20 protein-coding genes are annotated in these 22,038 nt (G+C 58.9%); 10 read left to right on the top strand and 10 right to left on the bottom strand.

The window, feature by feature from the left end; all coding sequences use genetic code 11:
• Window positions 1-56: 56 nt before the first annotated feature.
• Window positions 57-836: a tyrosine-protein phosphatase gene (locus PO778_RS05580; RefSeq protein ID WP_271438903.1), complete on the top strand. Its 780-nt coding sequence runs from the start codon at window positions 57-59 to the stop codon at window positions 834-836.
• Between the two features lie 73 nt (window positions 837-909).
• Entirely contained in the window at window positions 910-1,887 is a 978-nt protein-coding gene (trxB, locus tag PO778_RS05575) for a thioredoxin-disulfide reductase (protein WP_271438902.1), read from the top strand.
• A 70-nt stretch (window positions 1,888-1,957) separates the two neighbouring features.
• Here trxB and PO778_RS05570 read toward each other — a convergent pair whose 3' ends face one another.
• Genes PO778_RS05570 through PO778_RS05560 form a run of 3 tightly spaced genes read right to left on the bottom strand, consistent with a single transcriptional unit; the run spans window position 1,958 to window position 3,873 of the window.
• Complete coding sequence (locus PO778_RS05570) at window positions 1,958-2,407, bottom strand: MAPEG family protein (RefSeq protein ID WP_202391596.1); 450 nt, start codon at window positions 2,405-2,407, stop codon at window positions 1,958-1,960.
• Entirely contained in the window at window positions 2,407-2,853 is a 447-nt protein-coding gene (locus PO778_RS05565; RefSeq protein WP_160730064.1) for an MAPEG family protein, read from the bottom strand. Before PO778_RS05565 ends, PO778_RS05570 begins: the two co-directional genes overlap by 1 nt.
• Before the next feature lie 60 nt (window positions 2,854-2,913).
• Window positions 2,914-3,873 (bottom strand): threonine ammonia-lyase, encoded by a 960-nt coding sequence (locus PO778_RS05560; RefSeq protein WP_271438901.1) that lies wholly within the window; start codon window positions 3,871-3,873, stop codon window positions 2,914-2,916.
• A 219-nt stretch (window positions 3,874-4,092) separates the two neighbouring features.
• Between PO778_RS05560 and PO778_RS05555 the strand changes: the two genes are divergently transcribed.
• The 3 genes from PO778_RS05555 to PO778_RS05545 all read left to right on the top strand — a co-directional run bounded on the left by PO778_RS05555 (window position 4,093) and on the right by PO778_RS05545 (window position 7,920).
• A complete protein-coding gene (locus PO778_RS05555) occupies window positions 4,093-5,304 on the top strand; it encodes a saccharopine dehydrogenase family protein (RefSeq protein ID WP_271438900.1) in 1,212 nt (403 codons plus the stop codon).
• Window positions 5,304-6,482: a carboxynorspermidine decarboxylase gene (locus tag PO778_RS05550; RefSeq protein WP_271438899.1), complete on the top strand. Its 1,179-nt coding sequence runs from the start codon at window positions 5,304-5,306 to the stop codon at window positions 6,480-6,482. The genes PO778_RS05555 and PO778_RS05550 overlap by 1 nt, the downstream gene beginning before the upstream one ends.
• 232 nt (window positions 6,483-6,714) lie before the next feature.
• A complete protein-coding gene (locus PO778_RS05545) occupies window positions 6,715-7,920 on the top strand; it encodes a type III PLP-dependent enzyme (RefSeq protein ID WP_271438898.1) in 1,206 nt (401 codons plus the stop codon).
• 11 nt (window positions 7,921-7,931) lie between these two features.
• Here the strand turns inward: PO778_RS05545 and PO778_RS05540 are convergent, their stop codons facing one another.
• The 6 genes from PO778_RS05540 to murI all read right to left on the bottom strand — a co-directional run bounded on the left by PO778_RS05540 (window position 7,932) and on the right by murI (window position 15,288).
• A complete protein-coding gene (locus PO778_RS05540; RefSeq protein WP_271438897.1) occupies window positions 7,932-8,801 on the bottom strand; it encodes a TauD/TfdA dioxygenase family protein in 870 nt (289 codons plus the stop codon).
• Between the two features lie 162 nt (window positions 8,802-8,963).
• Window positions 8,964-9,959: a hypothetical protein gene (locus tag PO778_RS05535; RefSeq protein ID WP_271438896.1), complete on the bottom strand. Its 996-nt coding sequence runs from the start codon at window positions 9,957-9,959 to the stop codon at window positions 8,964-8,966.
• A gap of 119 nt (window positions 9,960-10,078) precedes the next feature.
• The gene (locus tag PO778_RS05530; RefSeq protein WP_160730056.1) at window positions 10,079-10,756 is read right to left on the bottom strand and encodes a nitroreductase; all 678 of its coding nucleotides are present in this window, start codon (window positions 10,754-10,756) and stop codon (window positions 10,079-10,081) included.
• Between the two features lie 96 nt (window positions 10,757-10,852).
• Window positions 10,853-13,042, bottom strand: a complete 2,190-nt coding sequence (locus PO778_RS05525) for an EAL domain-containing protein (RefSeq protein ID WP_271438895.1) — start codon at window positions 13,040-13,042, stop codon at window positions 10,853-10,855.
• Between the two features lie 128 nt (window positions 13,043-13,170).
• Complete coding sequence (gene hemA / locus PO778_RS05520) at window positions 13,171-14,391, bottom strand: 5-aminolevulinate synthase (protein WP_160730054.1); 1,221 nt, start codon at window positions 14,389-14,391, stop codon at window positions 13,171-13,173.
• Window positions 14,392-14,493: 102 nt separating this feature from the next.
• Window positions 14,494-15,288 (bottom strand): glutamate racemase, encoded by a 795-nt coding sequence (gene murI / locus PO778_RS05515; protein WP_271439348.1) that lies wholly within the window; start codon window positions 15,286-15,288, stop codon window positions 14,494-14,496.
• A gap of 112 nt (window positions 15,289-15,400) precedes the next feature.
• Between murI and plsY the strand changes: the two genes are divergently transcribed.
• The 5 genes from plsY (at window position 15,401) to PO778_RS05490 (ending at window position 20,732) form a co-directional block, all read left to right on the top strand.
• On the top strand, window positions 15,401-15,988 hold the full coding sequence (gene plsY / locus PO778_RS05510; protein ID WP_160730053.1) for a glycerol-3-phosphate 1-O-acyltransferase PlsY: 588 nt from the start codon (window positions 15,401-15,403) through the stop codon (window positions 15,986-15,988).
• Window positions 15,989-15,997: 9 nt separating this feature from the next.
• The gene (dprA, locus tag PO778_RS05505; RefSeq protein WP_271438894.1) at window positions 15,998-17,101 is read left to right on the top strand and encodes a DNA-processing protein DprA; all 1,104 of its coding nucleotides are present in this window, start codon (window positions 15,998-16,000) and stop codon (window positions 17,099-17,101) included.
• Window position 17,102: 1 nt separating this feature from the next.
• Window positions 17,103-17,801, top strand: a complete 699-nt coding sequence (locus PO778_RS05500) for a hypothetical protein (protein ID WP_160730051.1) — start codon at window positions 17,103-17,105, stop codon at window positions 17,799-17,801.
• A 129-nt stretch (window positions 17,802-17,930) separates the two neighbouring features.
• On the top strand, window positions 17,931-20,522 hold the full coding sequence (topA, locus tag PO778_RS05495; protein ID WP_271438893.1) for a type I DNA topoisomerase: 2,592 nt from the start codon (window positions 17,931-17,933) through the stop codon (window positions 20,520-20,522).
• 27 nt (window positions 20,523-20,549) lie between these two features.
• Window positions 20,550-20,732 carry a hypothetical protein gene (locus tag PO778_RS05490; RefSeq protein WP_160730049.1) on the top strand — a complete coding sequence of 61 codons (183 nt, stop codon included), beginning with the start codon at window positions 20,550-20,552 and terminating at the stop codon, window positions 20,730-20,732.
• A 40-nt stretch (window positions 20,733-20,772) separates the two neighbouring features.
• Here PO778_RS05490 and PO778_RS05485 read toward each other — a convergent pair whose 3' ends face one another.
• Window positions 20,773-22,020, bottom strand: a complete 1,248-nt coding sequence (locus PO778_RS05485) for an MgtC/SapB family protein (RefSeq protein ID WP_271438892.1) — start codon at window positions 22,018-22,020, stop codon at window positions 20,773-20,775.
• Window positions 22,021-22,038: the final 18 nt, after the last annotated feature.

Raw genomic sequence — 22,038 nt, 5'->3', positions numbered from 1 at the left:
TAGGGCGGGCCGGGAAATGCTTGTGCAAGACCGGCAAGGCTGGCAACCGATCCGGCATGACCGATCAACGTGTAATTCCGCTCCAGGGTGTCCATAATTTCCGCGATTATGGCGGGTATTCCGTGCAAGGCGGCGGCAGAGTGAAAACCGGCCTACTGTTCCGTTCCGGTGAACACGGTAAAGCAACAGACGAGGATCTGGCTGCAATCGCCGACCTCCAATTGCAGCACGTTATCGACCTTCGCGGTAACAGTGAGCGAAACGCAAACCCATGCCGCCGGGCAGAGGGCTTCGATGCTCAGGTTCATTTTTTCGACGGTGAAACCGCCGGGCTGGCCCCGCATGTTGAAGCCGCAAAGGATTCGATCGATGCTGATGCAGCCCACGCCGCGATGGAACGTCTGTATTCGCAGCTGCCGTTCCGCGACAATCTGATCTGGATATTCAAACGCTACTTCTCGGCGCTGGCATCCGGTGAAGGTGCCAGCGTTGTGCACTGCCTTGCGGGTAAGGATCGCACGGGAATGGCGGTGGATTTGCTCCATCATATTCTGGGGGTCCATCCGGATGATGCGATGGAAGATTATCTGCTGACAAACACAGCCGGGAATTTGGATGCTCGCGTGGCTGCGGGGGCAAAGGCTGTCCGCGCAAAATACGGTAATGTCGATCATGCGACAATCCGTGTGCTGATGGGCGTCGATGCCCGTTATCTCATTGCGGCGCGTAAAGCTGTGGAGGAGCAACACGGCTCTCTCGACGCATTTCTCGAAGACGTGTTGGAAGTCGACAGTGCGCGGCGCGAGGCATTACGCTTGCATCTGTTGGAAGCGTAACCAGATCGGCTCAACATCGAATTAATGGCGGCGGCCAATTTCAGTACCGGGCGCCGAAGAACGGAAAATTTCAATGGCAACTCATCATACCAGAATGCTCATCATCGGGTCCGGTCCGGCAGGATATTCCGCAGCGATTTACGGGGCGAGGGCAATGCTCGAACCGATCGTGGTGCAGGGGCTCCAGCCAGGCGGCCAGCTGACCATTACTACCGATGTCGAGAACTATCCCGGCTTCAAGGATGTGGTCCAGGGCCCGTGGCTGATGGAACAGATGCAGGCTCAGGCAGAGCACGTCGGAACCCGTATGATGTGGGACACGATTGTCGAGGTTGATCTGGCAAACGGTTCACCTTTCCGCGCGATCGGCGACAGCGGGGACGAGTATATCGGCGATACGCTGGTGATTGCCACCGGGGCGCAGGCAAAATGGCTGGGCGTGCCGGGTGAACAGGAACTGGGCGGGAAGGGCGTGTCAGCCTGCGCCACCTGCGACGGATTTTTCTATCGCGGCAAGAAAGTCGTCGTGATTGGCGGTGGCAACACTGCGGTGGAGGAAGCTCTCTACCTCACCAACCATTCTGACGACGTGACGCTTATCCATCGCCGCGACGAATTGCGGTCTGAGAAAATCTTGCAGGAGCGGCTTTTTGGGTCCGACAAGATTACGCCGCTTTGGAACAAGACCGTTGAACGGTTTGTGGCTGGTGAAAACGGCGCTCTCGATCATCTGGTGCTGGTCGATACTGTCACCGGCGAGAAGAGCACGGTGAAAGCTGACGGTGCGTTCGTCGCGATTGGCCATGCGCCGGCAACTGAGCTGTTCAAGGACAAGCTGCCGATGGACGATAGCGGCTATCTGATGGTTGCGGCGGGAACTCCGAAGACGAAAATTCCCGGCGTTTTTGCTTGCGGTGACGTGATGGATCACACTTACAGGCAGGCGGTGACTGCGGCCGGTACCGGCTGCATGGCCGCGCTGGATGCGGAGCGCTTTCTTGCCACGCTGGATTTCGCGGAAACACTGCCCGAGCCGGAAGCGGCAGAGTAAATTCAGAGCATTGAATTCTTGGATGGAGGGACGCACGGCAGCGCCCCTCCATCGGTTTTCTGTGCGCGGGTCAGATGTGGATGTCGAACACCACGATCGCCGCATGGAAGATAAGCACCATCAGCACCACGCTGGATAGCGCGAACAGGACGAACCGGACCAGAACCCGGTTCGCGGTCACTTGCACCAGTGAGTGGATGATCCGCAGGCCAGCATAAATCCACGCCAGCAGCGCATTCATCCCGTCGCCGTGCCCAAGCAAAGCGAGGATGATCGCAACCGCATAGAACAGCGTCGGCGCCTCGTGCAGGTGGTTGTAATTGTCTGCCTTCCAGTTGACGCTGTCGGGCAATTTCTCGCGGAGGCTTGCGCCGGTGGAACCGACCAGCGTTGAGGCATCGCCGATCTCGTCCGATTTCGACATTGCCGGAATGCGCGTGGCATACATCCACACCCACATGATCATCGTCCAGATCAGCAGGGCGACAACGGGTTTGAAAATCATCGCTTCGACAATCATCACAGCACTCCGGGATTGGCGAACAGGGTGACCATCACCGCGCGCAAGGCCAGGATGACCATCACGATGCTGGAAACGACGAAGATGAGAAAGCGGACCGGCACCTTGTTCACAGTTGCCTGATAGACCGAGTGAATAATCCGCAGGGCGACATAAATCCACGCGAGCGTCACATCCACCGCGCCGGCACCCATGATCGCAAGAATGATCACCGCCGGATAGAAAATGGTCGGCTGTTCCATGAGATGCGCGTAATTGTGCGCCTTCCACTGAACATTGTCGGGGATGACCCCCTCAAGGTCCTGCCCCCGGCCGCCTGGTTTTGCCTCGCCGAGGCCATTGCCAGCTTTCTTGATCGCTGGCAGCCGCGTGCCCGCCATCCAGAACAACATTACGAGCGACCACAAGACGAGCACCGCTGCCGGTGCGAGTATCTGAGCCTGCATTCAATCCTCCCTGATTTGGCCGCGGAACCTGCTTGCCGGGCGGTCCGTTGTCAATTGCAACTACTCTTTGCGGTGGATAGTCGCGGCAAAGTCAGCCGGATCGCAATTGCCGCCGGTGATCATGATAACGGTGCTTTCATCGACCGGGACCTTGCCTGCTAACGCTGCCGCCAGCGCCGCTGCACCGCCCGGTTCGGCCACCAGTTGCAGGTTGGAGAACGCAAACCTTTGCGCGGCGCGAACCTCCTCGTCAGTAACGGTTACTCCGGCGCAGGCACGGCCCGTCAGAACGTCAAGATTGATCGGCGCGGTGGCCACAGGCTGCAAGGCGTCGCAAATGGTTGCCGGCGCGTCATCCCCTGCGCGCACGATCTGTCCCTGCGCCATGGCTTGCCCAACCATGTCCCAGCCAGCAGGCTCCACCGGATAAATCTCTGAAGCGGGGCAGGCGAGCGAGAGACCCGCAGCCAGACCTCCGCCGCCGCAGCACGCGATGATGCGTGACGGTTGATGGCCCAGCTGCTGCGCGATCTCGATACCGGCACTGCCTTGCCCCTCGATCACCCATGGATCGGCAAAGGCATGGACTAGTATCGCACCTGTCCTGGCGCGCACCGTTTCGGCAACCTCGTCACGGTCTTCACCCGGGCGTTCATACAGCACGATTTCGGCCCCGAGCGAGCGGGTCGCGTCCAGTTTCACCTGCGGCGCGTTTCGCGGCATCACAATCGTTGCCTTGATGCCCAGCTTGCGCGCTGCCCATGCGACACCTTGGGCATGGTTACCGCTGGAGACGGCAATAACGCCGCGGGCGCGTTCTTCCTCGGACAGATCGCTCAGCCGGTGCCAGCCGCCACGTATCTTGAATGCGCCGATCGGCTGCAGGTTTTCTGCCTTCACCCATGCCGACACGGGCCCGATGTTTACGGGCAGCAGCGGCGTAGGAGGAAGGATTTCGGCAATCTTGTGTGCAGCCCGCTGAACGCCTTCGGCAGTGGGGTGTCGGACGGCGTCTTTCATGGGGCAAATCCTACAGCTTGGAACACATGGAACACGGTTCTGATCGAAATCCTCGGCCTGCCCAACCGGTGGACGATCGGGTTTGCGTTGACGCGGGCGAGCATGATCATTTGCGGCCTATGCCGCAACTGCGCGGTGTAGGAAATTCCCGGATCGTTTTGCCTGCCACGCGCATTGCCCTAAAGAGCGCGCAAGATTCGAATTCGGAGAAACCAAATCATGTCGACAGTCCTCGTAATCGGTGCAGGCGGCGTCAGCTCGGTCTGCGTCCACAAGATGGCAATGAATGCCGATATCTTCACCAGCATCCACCTCGCCAGCCGAACCAAGAGCAAATGTGATGCCATCGCCGCATCGGTGAAGGAACGTACTGGCCAGGCGGTCAGCACTTATGAAATCGATGCCGAAGAAGTCCCGGCAATGATTAACCTGATCAAGAAGGTGCAGCCCAGTCTGGTGGTCAATTTAGCCCTGCCTTATCAGGATCTGCCGATTATGGACGCGTGTCTGGCTGCGGGCGTCGATTACCTCGACACCGCTAACTATGAGCCCAAGGACGAGGCGAAGTTCGAATATCATTGGCAATGGGCCTATCACGACCGGTTCAAGGAAGCGGGCCTGATGGCGCTGCTCGGTTCGGGCTTCGATCCGGGCGTGACCAGCGTGTTCACCATGTGGCTGAAGAAACACAAGCTGAAGACCATCCGCCAGCTGGATATTCTCGATTGCAATGGCGGCGATCACGGTCAGGCATTTGCGACCAATTTCAACCCTGAAATCAACATCCGCGAAGTAACCGCGCCCGCACGCCACTGGGAAAACGGCGAATTTGTCGAAACCCCCGCGATGGGCAAAAAGGTCGAATTCGACTTTGAAGCGGTCGGCACAAAGAACATGTACATGATGTATCACGAGGAGTTGGAAAGCCTCGCCAAGTTCAATCCTGAGCTGGAGCGGGCGCGTTTCTGGATGACCTTCGGCGATGAATACATCAAGCATCTGACCGTGCTGCAGAATGTCGGGATGACCCGGATCGATCCTGTCCGGTATCAGGGCAAGGACATCATCCCTCTGCAATTCCTCGCCGCCGTGCTGCCGAAGCCCGAAACGCTGGGTGAAACCACCAAGGGCAACACCAATATCGGTGTGATCGCGACCGGCGAAGCGCTGGACGGTTCAGGCGAGAAGACCTTCTACATCAACAACATTTGCAGCCACGAGGCCGCATACGAGGAAACCGGCAATCAGGCCGTGTCATACACCACCGGCGTGCCTGCGATGATCGGTTCGGCCATGATGGTCACCGGCAAGTGGGAAGGGGACGGCGTTTTCAACATGGAAGAAATGGACCCTGATCCCTTCATGGAAATGCTGAACGCACACGGTCTGCCGTGGCAGGTGAAAGAAATGGACGGACCGGTCGAGTTCTGATGGAAACCAAAGCCGGCGATCCGGGCGCATTTGCTCATTTCGACCTGAACCGGGTTGATAGCCCCGCATTCGTGGTCGATGCGGCCAAATTGCGTTCCAATTTGCAGATCCTTGCAGAAGTGCGTGACGCCGCGGACATCAAGGTGCTCGCGGCGCTCAAGGCGTTCTCGATGTGGTCGGTTGCACCGATTATCGGCGAATATCTCGACGGGGTATGTTCTTCGGGATTATGGGAAACGCGGCTCGCTTCCGAATTCTACGATGGTGAGATTGCGACTTATTGCGCGGCTTACAAACCGGACGAGCTGGAGGAAATCTGGCGGCTATCCGATCATGTGATTTTCAATTCGCCGGGCCAGATGCGGCGCGCATCCTTGATCATGGATCAGGGCAGGGCGGCTGGCGGCGATTTCGACATCGGTCTGCGGATCAATCCGCAGGTCCCCACCGGCGAAGTACCGCGTTACGATCCTTCCAGCCCGGGTAGCCGCCTCGGCTTCCCGCTCGACCAGCTTACCGATGAGCATATGGAAGGTGTAGACGGAATCCACTTCCACAATCTGTGCGAACAGGATTTCGAACCGCTCGCGCAGACGTGGGACAAGGTGTTTGACGCGATCGAGCCGTATTTCGGTCAGCTCAAATGGATCAATATGGGCGGCGGTCACCACATCACCCGCGCCGATTACCAGCGCGACGAACTGATCGAATTCCTGAAGGATGCGAAGGAAGATACCGGCGCTGAAATCTATCTCGAACCGGGGGAGGCTGTCGCATTGGATGCAGGTATTCTCGTCGGTACGATTCTCGACAGCGGACAAAACGAAGTGCCGCTGGCGATCACCGATATTTCCGCCACCTGCCACATGCCCGACGTGATCGAGGCGCCGTACCGCCCGGCCATGTTGCATGAAAAGGTTGCCGATGGTCAGCCGCCGGTACGGTTGGGCGGTCCGTCCTGTCTCGCAGGCGACGTGATCGGTGATTACTGCCTGCCTGTCCCAAACGAACCGGGGCAGCGGATCGCGTTCCTGGACCAGGCGCATTATTCCATGGTGAAAACCAACACTTTCAACGGCGTACAGTTGCCAAGCATTTACTTGTGGGACAGTGAGACAGATGTTCTCGAGCTGGTGAAATCGTTCGGCTACGAAGATTTTCGCGGCCGGCTCAGCTAGGTCCCGCTTTCCTTCGGCCAGGCTGGCCTACCGGGCATCGGTTTTGGAACAGATCTGCCGCGCATCTATTGGTTGGGAAAGAAGGCTGAAATTCTGCGCAGGGAAGCCTGAGACTGCGCGATTTTTCTTGCGGTTTCGCGCACACGGATTATAGGCGCGCTCCACTGCCCCAAGGGACGAGATTACCGCAAGGCAGCCTTGACGTTTAACTACCTTCAGGGGGTCCCTTGAGTTGCACATTTATCCTGACGCCACTGCTGTAGTCCGCGACCTCGCTCCGGACGAACCGGTTATCCTCAATCGCCCGCAAGCCGCGGCGCGCGCTGCCCGCTTCTTTGTCGAGAAGTTTCCGGGCAAGTCGCTGTATGCGGTGAAGGCGAACCCTTCGCCGCAATTGCTGCGCATCCTGTTCGACAACGGCATCACCCATTTCGATGTGGCCTCGATCGCAGAAGTGCGGCTGGCGCGTTCTGCCGTTCCCGAAGCAACCCTGTGTTTCATGCACCCGGTCAAGACAACGCGGGCGATCCGAGAAGCCTATCATCAGCACGGGGTGAAGACTTTCAGCCTCGATACGGTCGAGGAACTGGAAAAAATCATCGCCGCATGCAGCGATGAGCAAGGCAATCCGGCCAAGGATTTGCGCTTGCTGGTGCGCCTGCGCGTGTCGAGCGAATATTCCGAGTTGTCACTTGCGTCGAAGTTCGGCGTCGATCTGGCTGACGCAGGCGAATTGTTGCAGGTCACGCGCCAGCATTGCGACTGGCTGGGCATCTGTTTCCACGTAGGCAGCCAGGCGATGACGCCATTTGCCTATGTACAGGCCCTTGAACGCGTGCGTGCCGCGATTGCTGATGCCAGCGTCGTGATCGATATGATCGATGTCGGCGGCGGTTTCCCGAGCGTTTATCCGGGCATGGAACCGCCCCCGCTGGAGGATTACTTCTCCGTCATTCACCGGCATTTTTACGAGCTGCCGATCGCGTACAATGCTGAATTGTGGTGCGAACCGGGCCGGGCGCTGTGCGCGGAATATTCATCGCTTATTGTGCGCGTCGAAAAGCGCCGCGGCGAGGAACTGTACATCAATGATGGCGCTTACGGCGCGCTGTACGATGCTGCCCATGTTGAATGGCGGTTTCCGGTTGTGGCGCTGGAAGACGATCTGCGCGACCCGCTGGAGGAATTCAGTTTCTTCGGGCCGACCTGCGACGATGCGGATTTCATGCAGGGCCCGTTCCTGCTGCCCGGCGACATCAAGGCCGACGACTATATCGAGATTGGAATGCTTGGTGCATACGGCGCAGCCATGAAGACCGGTTTCAACGGTTTCGGTGATGCGCAGCAGGTTGATGTCGCTGACGAACCAATGGCGAGTCTGTACCGCGGCGACCGCGCGGACCCGCGCGAAAGCGACAATGTCGTCAGCTTGCGCTGATTACATACGGCTCAGGCTGACTTCCGATAAAATGGCTTGTCACCGGCAATCGTGACACGTTCCATCACGCGGCGGGCAGGGTAATAATCGCTGGCCGCGAAGTGCTGACACAGCCGGTTGTCCCAGAAAGCGACCGAACCCTTCTGCCAACGGAAGCGGCACTGGATCTCGGGATTGCTCGCAGTTGCAAACAGGTGGTCGAGCAACCAGCGGCTTTCCTTCGCGCTCAGTCCTTCGATGTGGCTGGTGAAGGCGGTGTTCACGTAAATAGTCTGCTTCCCCGTTTCCGGATGAGTGCGGATGACCGGGTGGGACATGGGCGGGTATTTCTCGTGCAGATCTTCCGGTGCTTTGCCGAGGCGCCCGGCAAACACGCGGGCGATGTCGTGCACGGCGGTAAGCCCTTCGCAGAATTCCCTCATTTTGGGGCTCAGGTTCTCGTATGCCAGGTGCATATTGGCAAACAGGGTATCGCCGCCAACCTCAGGTACTTCGACAGCGCGCAAGATCGACCCGAGCGAAGGTTTGTCGCGCCAGGTCACGTCAGAATGCCAGGAATTTTCCTGCCCCCTGCTTTTCGGGCCATGCGCAATGCGCAGGATTTCCGGGTTCTCCTGATCCTTCGGCGTGGCCGGATGAATTTCCAGATCGCCGAAATGGCGGGCCAGCGCGATATGCTGTTCTTCCGTTAGCGTCTGGTCTCTGAAAAAGATCACCCCATGCGCAAGAAGGGCTTGGCGCAAGGCGGGGATACTCTCCCCGATGTTCGCCGCAGAAAGATCTATGTCGAATATTTCTGCGCCAATCGCCGGTGTCATTGGCCTGATTGTCAGCGTATCCACCAGCCCGTCTGCAGCGGTGCGTTCCAGTTTCGTTGCCATAAGTCTCTCCTGCCCTGCGGAGAAACATGCTTCAAAGTCTGCGAATTGGCAAGAAACGGGGCCGCAACGCCGTAAGACGCGGTCTGGTGGTCACGGCCCCGAATGTCTTTCGGCCATCGTTCCTGATGGCTTCAGGACGGATTGGCGCACGGTTTCAGCGTGTCAGGGGTTTGACCCGACTGTGTTGGCCGCAAAGATGATCCTGCTCCCATCATCCCTGCGGATGTCCGCACCCCACGCAAAAGCTATTTCGGCCCCCTGCGGTCCGAAGAACCAACCGCCAAATGAACCGGTCGCGACATTGTTTCCATCTGCCAGAAGCCCGTCGAAGCTTTGGTTGGTACCATCGATGCTGGTCGATCCGCTGAACGTGGCGAGTTCTGATACAGTCGCGGTACCGGACTCTGTGCCTTTCACTGTCAGGGTGAAATCGACGGCACCATTGCTCGGATTGGCTGCAAAGCTCAATTCTGTCGACCGCAGGTTGAAGGCTCTCAGATTCCCGCCCACTTCCTCCAGAAATGCGGTGCCGGTGGTGAAATATTGCGAATATGAAACTGTCCCAGCTGGTAGTGAGTCCTCAAGTTCGGTGGGAACACCGAATACGCAGCGGTAATCTTCCTGCGAACCATTGGCAGCTGCCGTGATAACGCGGCTGACCCGCGCATAATCTGTCGGTTGGACGGTGATGCCGGGGTTGAACACGATAAAAGTATCGGGCTGGCCCCCGTTCGCGTTGGCCTTCTCATACCGAAATCCCTGCGCATCTTCGCTGGCCAGGTCGGCCGGCGCGAATGTGAGATTCAAATTTGACGCAGTGATCGAATAAGTGTCGGCGGATTCGTCAAAAATGTAGGTGAGGCCATCGCCGAAAGAAGTTGCTGCCGGGGCACTGGTCGATGCACCGGAACGGACGATCAGCGTGCAAGCAGTGTTGAAGCTTCGATCGCCGGTCAGTTCGGCAAACTTGGTGTAGCTGATGGTTGGGGTGGGGGTGCCGCCGCTACTACCTCCGCCGCCGCCGCCGCTGCTTCCACCGCCCGTGCTCCCTCCGCCAGTGCCGCCGCCGGTGCTGCCGCCAGATCCGCTTGAGGAGTCGCCGCCACCGCACGAAGCCAACGCCAATGCCGCTGCGCTCAAGAACCTGATTCGACCCATTTAATCTCTCCCTGAATACGATCAGGGAATGCTAGGGCATGGCAGAGATATGTCCTTGCCATCACAGCGGCATACTGCACTGTGGCTGTATGAATCTGGTCGCAGGGCCGGTTGCGGCCTTAGTCCTCGAAACCCACGAACCGCGCTGCTTCGTCGACGGTCTTGCGATTGCTGATCACAGCGTTTGCAGGGAAATCTTCGTCCGGCCAGCCCATGGCGACGGCTTTCATGATTACCTGATCATCGGGGATACCGGCATGTTCGCGCACGACCGGGCTTTGCATGATCCCTTGCGAATTGATGACGCAGCCAAGTCCTCTGCTCCATGCAGCATTGACCAGAGCGGTCGTGACCGCGCCGCAATCGAAGGCGGTGTCGTCGCTGCCCGATAGTTCGCGGTCATAGGCCACGATCACACAAACCGGTGCATCGAACTGACGGAAACCGCGCAGCACCCAATCCTGGCGTTTTTCCTTGTCGTCGCGTTCGATGCCCATGGCCCCGAACAATTGCTTGGCAACGTCGACCTGCCGTTCGCGGTGCACGCCGGCGAACGGTTCGCCGCGGCGGAATTCCCGGCTGTCGGGTTCACCAGCCAGAATACGTTCAGTGTTGCCTTTGCGGATCCGGTCGAGCGGTTCGCCGGTTATGACGTGAAAATGCCATGGTTGGGTGTTCATCGATGTGGGTGAGCGCATCGCGAGTTTGAGCACTTCCTCGATCAGTTCGCGCGGCACTGGCTTGTCTTGATAACCGCGGATACTGCGGCGGCCCATTACGACGTCATCATATTCCATGTGCAGATTTATCCTCTCGAATTGCTGTTTTCACAGCGAATGCCAGAGCGGGCAGTTAAATGGAACCGCGCATATTCCTCATTTCGAGGGATGCGTTCAGGCGGCGCCGCCTGCGGCGCTGACTTCCATGTATTTGGGCGAGGACTGATCGCGCTTGCCTTCGGTCGGGCCGGCCGTGCCGGGCTTCTTGGGCAGGCCTGCAGCGGCGATCGTGTACGGCGAGACACGGTGGCGTGTGCACAGATTGCCTGAACCGTCATTGGTCAGCTGTGTTTCAAACTCGACACCGAACTCGTCGTCCTTGACGCGGGTTACCTTGCAAACCGCCAACTGGCCTTCGCCCAGATCGAGCACGAGATCAGTGCCAACCTCGACGCCGACGATGCCCTCTATACCGGCACCGTTGCGCGACAGATCGCGCATGACGGCGTTGTAGTAATAGTCTTCATGGATGACGCCAATCCGGCGGAATACAGAGCGGCGGTCAGGTCGGTAAGTGTCCGGCCCATCCGGCTTGATTGTGAATTCGCCGCTCTCGAAGTTTTCCAGCACGGCTGTCTGGTGCAGCGGGCGCGAATAAATGAAGCCCTGAACCAGCTTCGCGCCCTTTTCCTTGACCACTTCCAGCTGGTCAAAAGCCTCCACGCCCTCGACTGTGGTTTCCATGTTGAGGGCGTTGGAAAGTCCGACAATCGCGGCGATGATCTTCGCGCTGTTCTTGTCTTTCTGGGTACAGCTGTCGACGAAGCTTTTGTCGACCTTGATCTTGTCAAAAGGTGCGGCGCGCAGATAGCTGAGCGAAGAGTAACCGGTGCCAAAATCATCGAGAGCGAGACGCACGCCAAGCGATTTCAGGTTTTTGAACATCCGCTCGGTTTCGTCATTGTCACCGACGAAAATGCTTTCTGTCAATTCCAGTTCAACCCGGTCGGGATCAATGCCGGTATGTGCCAGCGCATTGGCGACAACCGTGGGGAAGCCCTGATTGGCGAACTGTACGGCTGATACATTTACCGCCACCCGCACCGACTTGGGCCATTCCAGCGCAGCCTCGCAAGCGGTTCGAAGAGCCCATTCGCCCAGATTGTTGATGAGGTCGCTGTCTTCGGCCACCGGGATGAACGTGCCCGGGCTGACAAAGCCTCGCTCGGGATGCTCCCAGCGCATCAGTGCCTCGAGGCACACGACATTGCCGGTCTTGATCGAAACGACCGGTTGGTACTGCAGATATAGCTGATCGCCTTCCAGCGCCTCGCGCAGGTCATCGAGGACAGTCTGGCGTTCCTGTTCCTCGTCCTTGAGGTCGGAGGCGTAGAAGCGGAACTGGCCGCGCCCGCCATTCTTTGCGGCGTAAAGCGCAAGGTCGGCGCTACGGATCAGTGCTTCGCGTTCATCGCCGTCAAACGGTGCCACCGCAATGCCGACCGACGCGCCGATGATGGCGCGCTTTCCATCGTCCAGGGGATAGGGCTGGGACAGGATCTGGATGATTTTCTCTGCCAGGGTGCCCAGTTTTCCGCGGTCGTCCTCATCGGGCAGCATGACCTGGAATTCGTCCCCGCCAAGCCGCGCAATCTTGCCGCGGTCGCCCACGATGGTCCGCAGACGCTCTGCCACTTCAATAAGCAGTGCGTCGCCTGCCTGGTGGCCGAGCGTGTCATTGACGCGCTTGAACTTGTCCAGATCCAACATCATCAGCGCGCATGGGCGCCCGGATGCCTTGAATGCGGACAGCGTTCCTTCGATCTGGCGGTCCATCAAATGGCGGTTTGCAAGGCCGGTCAGCGAATCGAAATCCGCCATTTTTGAATCGACCAGCTTGCGTTCGTATTCGACCGTCACGTCGGTGGCGCTGCCGCGATAGCCGACGAATTCGCCTTGAGCGTCGCGAACCGGATGGCCGGATATTGACCACCATGTCTGCCGCTCCTGCTGCGCCGCTCCGTTCATGACGAAACGGACAACCTGATCGCGGATCTTGTTGCGAGCCTTGATCTGGAACTTCAGCGAACGGCCTGAGCCGCTGGCCTGGTTCTCCGAATCAATTTCGAAAATGACGTCGAGCGGATTGCCGATCAGTTTTTCGGGTTCCTGACCAAGCCGTTCGCTGGCGCGCTGCGACAGGTAGATCAGATTGCCTGAACTGTCGGTCGCCCAGATCCAGCCGATGCCGGCCTGGTCGAATTCATCCAGCACGCGCAGGCGCAATTCGGAGCCGACGCCATTGAAAGGTTCGCCTCGCGATTCGGCTTGTTTGCCTGAAAAGCCTTGAAGAAAATTCTTCATCGCCACGGCAAGACCAGACCAATCATGGAAAACACGTAAAACATGCGCCCGGCTTACGGTCTGGTGGTTAATATCGATTTAAATGATGCACGCATCCAGCATGCGCCGCAGGGCTTTGATGGCCGGTATTAAGCGGCCTTGCGCAATTCGAGTTCGAGGCGGTCCCATATTTCGACCAGCGCGTTGGTCAACTCGTCCATCATTTCCTCGGTATGGGCAGGGCCGGGGGTGAACCGCAGCCGCTCCGTACCCCTAGGGACAGTGGGGAAATTGATCGGCTGCACGTAGGCGCCGTATTCTGCGAGCAGGATATCGCTGATCTTTTTCGCGCGCACCGGATCGCCAACCATGAGCGGCACGATGTGGGTTTCGCTGAGCATTACCGGCAGGCCTGCATCCGAGAATTTACCTTTCAGCAGTGCGGCATTGCGCTGCTGTGCGTCACGTTCCTCGCTCGAATTCTTCAGGTGTTTGACCGCGGCCAGCACACCGGCCACCAGTGCCGGGCTGAGCGATGTGGTGAAGATGAAACCGGGCGCATAGGAACGGATGCAGTCGACGATTTTCTGGTCGGCTGCGATATATCCGCCCATCACGCCGAACGCCTTGCCCAGCGTGCCTTCGATAATATCGATCCGGTCAGCTGCTTCGTCGCGTTCTGAAATTCCGCCGCCATGTTCGCCGTACATACCCACGGCGTGGACTTCGTCGATGTAGGTGAGCGCGTTGTATTGTTCTGCCAGATCGCAGATCGCGTGGATCGGGGCGACATCGCCGTCCATCGAATACACGCTTTCAAACGCGATCAGCTTGGGCGCATCGGGATCTTCAGCAGCCAGCAATTCTTCGAGATGGGCGAGGTCATTGTGCCGGAAAACCCGCTTCGGGCAGCCCGAATTGCGAATGCCGGCGATCATGCTGGCGTGATTGAGCTCGTCGGAAAAAATTACGCACCCCGGCAATAGCTTCGCCATGGTGGAAAGCGTCGCGTCGTTCGACACGTAACCGCTGGTGAACAGCAGCGCGGTTTCCTTGCCGTGAAGCTCTGCCAGTTCGCGTTCAAGCTCGACGTGATAGTGTGTGTTGCCGCCGATATTGCGGGTTCCGCCTGAACCGGCACCGACATCATGCAGGGCTTCTTCCATCGCGCCGATAACCTTGGGGTGCTGACCCATTGCGAGGTAATCGTTGGAACACCAGACGGTGATCGGTTTCGGTCCGTTATGCCCGTGGAAACAGCGCGCATTGGGGTATGCGCCCTTGTTGCGCAGAATATCGATGAACACGCGGTAGCGCCCTTCGGAGTGCAAGCGGTCAATCGCCTGGTCGAAGATCTGGTCGTAATTCATCGCAATCCTGCGTCTTTCGCCGCGCCATGCGGCCGGTTAGTCGGGGGGATTTAGTCCGGCGATGCTCGGAATGCCACCCCGATCTTTGCGAATCGTTCGCGATTAAAACCTTTCGGCCCGTGTCAGTCCGTGGCTTTCAAGAACTGCACCAAGTGTTGCAAAGTTTTCCAGCGGCCCGGTGGTGACCGCCAGTCCGCCCGAATCCGCCTGAAATTCCTGCCCTTCGCATAACGAGGCGATGCGCCTGGCAATTCCGCGAGACCCATCGATCAATGCGACATCCGGGCCCAGCGCCTGCGACAATTCTGTGTGGAGCAATGGAAAGTGCGTGCACGCCAGAACGACTGTGTCGATTTTAGCCCCGCCTTGCTGTTCGCGCAGACCGGCAACCGCTTTTGCTATTTCGTCTGGATCAACTGGTTCGCCCCGCAGCTTGGCCTCTGCCGCGGTCACCAGCCCCGGTGCCGCCTGCCGGATCAGGCGTTTGCCGTGGGCAAATTCCGCTTCCAGCTTGTCGACATAGGCCTGTCTGATGGTGGCCTCTGTGCCGAGCAATCCGATGGTGCCTGTCCTGGTCAACGCGGCAGCCGGCTTGATCGCCGGAACCGTGCCGACAATCGGTATTTCCAGCACGTCGCGGACCATGCCCAGCGCAATGGTGGAGGCGGTGTTGCACGCAATGCAGACCAGCCGCGGGCGGTATCTCTCGCTCATCCGGCCCAGCAACCCGGCAACCCGGGCTGCGATTTCAGCCTCGCTTTTGGTGCCATAAGGCAGGCCCGCCTGATCGGCTGCGAATATGACCGGCGCATCCGGCAGAATTTCGCGCAGCGCAGCGAGCACCGTGAGGCCGCCGACACCCGAATCGAAAATCAGGATCGGCGCGTCAGGTTGGATAATTTTGTTCACGCGCCTCTACTTTCCCCATTTTCGTTCTTTCTCCTTATTTTTCCGGTGACCGAAAGCAAGCATTCGTCTTATGATGCCCCTCAATTGGAGGGTCGAAGATATGGAATTGAGCTCACTTTATGCTGCGCTGCTGGGATATGCGCTGGGTTCCATTCCGTTCGGACTGATTCTGACAAAGATGGCCGGGATGGGTGATGTCCGCTCCATCGGTAGCGGCAATATCGGCGCCACCAATGTCCTGCGCACGGGCAACAAATGGCTGGCGGCCGCGACGCTGCTGCTCGATCTGGCCAAGGGTTTCCTGCCGGTGTGGCTGGCGTGGCAGTGGTTCTGGCAGGATGTCGGCTGGGCTGCGCTGTTTGCCGTCATCGGGCATTGTTTCCCAGTCTGGCTGAAATTCAAGGGCGGTAAGGGCGTGGCAACGAATGCAGGCGTCGCGTTCGCGCTCGGCCTGCCGCTGGGTCTGACATACGCAGCCGTGTGGATCGCAGTGCTGGCCGTGTTCCGGATCAGCTCGCTTGCAGGAATGAGCGCGGTCATCGCCTCTGCAATTGCTGCGCTGTATTTCGGCCCCACGGTTGCGCCGCTGGTGCTGGCGCTGATTGCCGCAATCATCGTCTGGCTCCACCGCGAGAATATCAAGCGGCTGTTTGCCGGAACGGAGCCGAAGGTCGGCAGCAAAGGCTGATTGCCGCTCATGCCGATCGATCAAGCAGAGGCCTTTGCGCGCATTCGCCTGCTGCGTTCGCCCAATATCGGGCCGGTTACCTATCGGCACCTTCTGGCGCGTTTCGGCGCCGCTACCGCAGCTATCGATGCCTTGCCTGACATCGGCAAAAAGGGCGGGCGTGCCTACCGGCCGGCACAAAGAGAGCGGATCGAAACCGAGATAGCAGCGACGCGCAAGGCGGGCGCAAAATATCTGTTCCACGATTCGCCCGATTATCCGGAGCTTCTGCGCGAACTGGATAGCGCGCCGCCGATTGTGACATGGCGCGGTAACATGAAAATTGCCGCCAGACCCTGCGTTGCGATGGTGGGCGCTCGCAACGCATCTGCCGCCGCGATAAAGCTGTCGCGCGAATTCGCCCATGGCCTTACCAATGCCGGGATGACCGTTGTCTCCGGATTGGCCCGGGGGATCGACGGAGCGGCGCATCAGGGCGCGATGCCGGCGACCATCGGCGTGATCGCGAGTGGTATCGATATCGCATATCCCCCGCAGCACGCCGAATTGCAGGAACAGATCGCGAATGAGGGATTGCTGATCGCCGAACAGCCGCCCGGCACCGAACCACGCGGCAGTCATTTCCCCAGCCGTAACCGAATCATCGCTGGCCTGGCATCCGGCACGCTGGTGGTGGAGGCGGCGCCCAAGTCCGGTTCGCTGATCACCGCACGACTGGCGGGCGAGGCCGGCCGTGAAGTCATGGCCATCCCCGGCAGCCCGCTTGATGCACGCTCGCGAGGGTGCAACCAGTTGATCCGTGAAGGTGCCGTGCTGGTCCAGTCGGTTGATGATGTGATCGAACTTCTATCGGGTTTCGAAGGGCAACCCCGATCCCGTTTTCGCGAAAATGCCACGCTGGATTTCGATTTTGGCGACGAGCTTTCCGATGCCGAGCCGGCGGATATTTCAGCCATGCTTTCGACTGCCCCGATCGGTGTCGATGAATTGATCCGCCAGTCGGGCGAAAGCGCGGGGGCCGTGCATATCTCGCTCATGGAACTTGAAATTTCCGGCCAATTGCAGAGACATGCGGGCGGCCGCGTCAGTCTGAACGCTGCAAACAGGGGGTAAAATGAAAAACGACGCTGATATCGGCGGATTCCTTTCCGAGACATTTGCCATCGCACGCGACAATCTGGTTCCGATCGCGATTTTCGTGGCCGTGATGGCATTCTTTGGCACAGGCAGTGACTGGCTGACCCTTCAGCCGGAGATACTGACGGAAAGCGATCCGATAATAATTGTGTTGGCCGGGTTTGCAGTCGGTATTGGCGCAATCGTGATTTCTGTTCTCGCGCAATATTTCCTTACATCATCAATGCTGGGGTCGCGCGGCGAACTGCAGCAACCGGGCACTCGCATCTGGGCCTATGTCGGGCTGTCCGTACTTTTCCTGCTCGGTCTGATGGTGGGTTTCCTCCTTCTGATCGTTCCCGGTATTATCCTGCTTACGCGCTGGATTGCTGCACCTGGCTACCTGATCGGCGGCGGGCGCGGAGTCGTGGAATCTTTCGGCGCAAGCTGGGAAGCCACCTCAGAGAAGGGCTGGCACATATTTGGCGGCATCCTGATCCTGGGTCTGGTAGGAAGCGTTTTGATCTTCGGTGCCGCAGGAGCGGTGCTGTTTGCGGCAGATAGCTTCAGCTTTGCGACGTCGCTAATTTCGAACGTCCTGTCCAATGCATTCTCGGCCATATTCGTGGCCTATGGTGTGGCTGTTTACCACCTGACGGCTGACAACACGCAGCACACGACCGAAGTGTTTGAATGAAGTTTCTGGGGCGCAGCAATCCGGCGCTGCGCCCACAGATACCTTGACGCGAAAGACCGCTTGACGAATAGCGCCGCGCGGCACCACCCTCGCGCGTATACGCACACGTAAGGACTTTCGTACTTTTCCATGCAGCTTGTCATCGTTGAATCGCCCGCAAAGGCGAAGACTATCGAAAATTATCTGGGCAAGGACTTCAAGGTCCTCGCGTCATACGGTCACGTCCGCGATCTTCCACCCAAGGATGGCAGCGTCCGGCCGGATGAAGATTTTGCCATGGATTGGGAATTGTACCGCGACAAGCAGAAGCGGTTCAAGGAAATCGCCGATGCCGCGAAGTCTGCGGATCGCCTGATCCTCGCGACCGACCCTGACCGCGAAGGCGAGGCGATCAGCTGGCACGTCCAGGAATTGCTCAAGAAGCGCAAGGCGCTGCCAAAGGAAGTCGACCGCGTCACCTTTAACGCGATCACCAAGGCTGCCGTCACCGAAGCGATGGGCAAGCCGCGCGAACTGGATATGGACCTGATCGACGCGTATCTCGCACGTCGGGCGCTTGATTATCTGTTCGGCTTCACGCTCAGCCCGGTTCTGTGGCGCAAGCTGCCGGGTGCCAAGAGTGCGGGCCGCGTGCAATCGGTTGCACTGCGTCTGATCGTCGACCGGGAACGCGAGATCGAAGCGTTCAGGGCCGACGAATACTGGTCTGTCGTCGCCAAGATGGAGCAGGACGGAACCCCGTTTGATGCGCGTCTGGTGCGGTATGACGGAAAGAAGCTGGAAAAGCTTTCGCTGGGCCATGAAGGCATCGCGCTGGAGGCGAAAACCAAGATCGAGAACGCGCCGTTCACGATCGAGGACATCGAAACCAAGCCGCTAAAGCGCAATCCTTCGCCGCCATTCACGACATCTACCCTGCAACAGGAAGCTGCGCGCAAGCTCGGCTTTTCTGCCAGCCACACCATGCGCTGTGCCCAATCGCTGTATGAAGCGGGCGCTATCACCTACATGCGTACCGACGGCGTGCAGATGGATGGTAGCGCGATTTCTGCCTGCCGCAAGGCGGTCGCCGACCGGTATGACGGCCATTACCTGCCTGAAAAGCCGCGTCACTATTCTACCAAGGCGAAAAATGCCCAGGAAGCGCACGAAGCCATCCGGCCCACCAGCTTCACCGTTGATCGCGCCGGTTCGGGCGATGATGCCAAATTGTACAGCCTGATCTTTAAACGGGCCATGGCTAGCCAGATGGCGGCCGCCAGCCTCGAACGGACCACGGTAACCATGCGTGACCCTGCCGGACTGCACGAATTGCGGGCGACCGGTCAGGTTGTGAAATTCCCGGGGTTCCTGGCTGTCTATGAAGAGGGCCGCGACGACAGCAAGGACGATGACGACAATTTGCTGCCGGTAATGCACAAGGGTGACAGCCCGGCCAAGAAGACCGTCGAGGCCAATCAGCACTTCACCCAGCCGCCGCCGCGCTTCTCAGAAGCATCGCTGGTCAAACGGCTGGAAGAACTGGGCATTGGCCGCCCGTCAACATACGCCTCCACGATCCAGACACTGCGCGACCGTGACTATGTGCGGATGGAGAAAAACCGTTTCTTTGCAGAGGAAAGCGGGCGTTTGCTCACATCATTCCTCGAACGGTTCTTTGATCGTTACGTGGCGTATGACTTTACCGCCGGGATGGAAGACGAGCTCGATATCGTTTCCGACGGCAAGGAAGAATACAAGGAACTGCTGAAGAAGTTTTGGAAGGACTTCAAACCCAAGGCCGACGAGGTCATGGACAAGATGCCATCCGAAGTTACCGAAGCGCTCGACGAATACCTCTCCGACTATCTGTTCCCCGAACGGGAAGATGGCAAGGACCCGCGCTACTGCCCGCTATGCGACAAGGAAGGCCGCGAAAATGGCCGGCTGGCACTTCGTGGCGGCCGCTACGGCGCGTTCGTTGCCTGCGCCAACTATCCCGAATGCAAGTTCACGCGCCGCTTTGCCCAGCCGGGCGCTGACGGCGACGAGGGCGATCAGGATGCGGTACTGGGCCAGCATCCTGAAACCGGGCTCAACATCGAACGCAAGACCGGCCGGTTCGGACCCTATGTGCAGATGGGCGAGGGCAAGGAAGCCAAACGTGCATCGATCCCCAAGGATCTCGATGATTTCGATCTCGAATGGGCGATCAAGCTGCTTGATCTGCCGCGCATTGTGGGTGAGCACCCTGAGACAAGCAAGGAAATCGAGGCCGCGATCGGACGTTACGGCCCATACCTTCGCCACGATGGCAAGTACGCGAAATTGCAGAGCACGCGTGATGTCTTCGACACCGGGATGAACGCGGCGGTTACGCTTCTGGCCGAAGCTGCCAACCGCAAAGGCGGGGCGCGGCAAAAGGCGGAGCCGATCAAGACTTTCAAGGAACATCCGACCAGCGGCGGCGAAATGAAAGTACTGCCCGGTCGCTATGGTCCGTATGTGACTGACGGCACCACTAACGCCACCATTCCCAAGGACATGAAGCCCGAGGACGTGACCGAGCAGCAGGCGATCGAATTGATCGATGCGCGCGCGGCCAAGGGTCCGCCAAAGAAGAAGGGCAAGAAGGCACCGGCCAAGAAGAAGGCTGCGCCCAAGAAAGCTGCCGCAAAAAAAGCTCCGGCGAAGAAAAAGGCGCCAGCGAAGAAAAAACCAGCCGCTAAGAAAGCCGATTGATGGGCATGAGCCGGTGGAACTTGTCTGATGGGTAAGGAAGCATTCGTTCGCCACAAGCAGCCGTGGAATGCCGAAGAAGCGGGCAAGCTGCGGCTTCTCGCGAGCAAAGGGCAAGGGCTGAAACAGATTGCCAAGGCCCTGAGCCGGAGCGAGGAATCGACCAAGGACTTCGCGAAAAAGAACAAGATCGCGATTGCGAAGAAACGCTGATCAGGCTGGTCAATTCGCAAACCAGTGTGGCCGGCGAACCCTAGAGCGCAAACCAGCCAGCGATCAGGCTTAGGCATAGGGCTGCCATGCTTGCTGCAAGTGCGATGGCTGCGGGCCGTCCGCTTCTGCGGCCATAGGCGATAGTCACGCCCAGTTTGACGGTCATATTCGCCAGAATGGTTCCGGCAATCGCAAGCGCCGCGAGCGCGGGCGAGATTGATCCGGGCTCAAGACCCCCGGCAGTGATGATCGCTGCGTCCACATCCATACTTCCCATCAGCAGCAGCAGAACAGCGATCCCTTCTTCGCCGAACCTGCTTTCTGCCCAGCGGGCGGCAACCGCCGCCACCGCAACGAATGCGACAAAGCTGAAGGCAGGAAGCAGCGCGATCGGATTGCCTGGCGGGGAAGGCCCGCTGGAATGCGGTGCGCGGCGATACAGGAAACCACTGGTGACCGCGCCAGTAACGAGCGCGGGCAATACAAGCAGCACAAAGGGTTCAAGCAGCGGACGGGCAAGAATGGCGACGAGGAGCAGAACCCGCAGATACATCACCGCTGAGGCAAGCGCGATCCCCGCATTCTCCGCACCTCCGCCATCGCCGGCCCCGATTTTCTGCGCAAACGAATATGTGACTGCGGTTGAACTGTAGGCCCCGCCAATCAATGCGGTCGCGATCGTTCCTCGCCGTGTGCCAAAGATGCGGTTCGCGGCGTATCCGGCAAACGAGAACCCGGTAACCAGAATGACCACGAACCATAAGTTTCGCGGGTTCCATGCATCATATGGGCCATATGGGCCTTCGGGCAGGAAGGGGAAAATGGCCAGGGCAATCACAGCGTAGCGTGCCAGCGCCTTGATATCTGCTTCGTCCAGGCGGCCGATCAACCTGTGCGTCTCCTTGCGCAGTGCGAGCATAAGTGTGAGCAGCGCCGCACCGGCAAGCGCCATGCCAAATTGCCCGATCCCAGCCAGGAAGCCCAACGCGAGCGTCAGAACAGCGGCAATCGCGGATGTGGCATCGGGCTTGCCGTTCTCGCCCGAAGATCGGAAATATCCGATCACGACGATCGCTGCAGCGCCAGCCAGCAACGAGGCGGAGGCGAGGGCGTAATCGCGTGCAACCAGATATCCGGAAATGCCAGCTAGCAGGCCCAGCATGCTGAAGGTTCTTACGCCGGCAACTCGAGATCCGTCAGCTGCGGTGCGCAGGGACCAACCGCGTTCTATTCCGATAAGCGCACCGGAAATCGTCGCGACAAATACGGGCAGAAGTTCGTCAAGCAAGCCCGCTGGCTCCTGCGA

The sequence above is a fragment of the Pontixanthobacter luteolus genome (assembly GCF_947494915.1).
In the GTDB taxonomy this organism is placed as follows: Bacteria; Pseudomonadota; Alphaproteobacteria; order Sphingomonadales; family Sphingomonadaceae; genus Pontixanthobacter; species Pontixanthobacter luteolus.
This window is presented reverse-complemented; position numbering and strand designations above follow the sequence as displayed.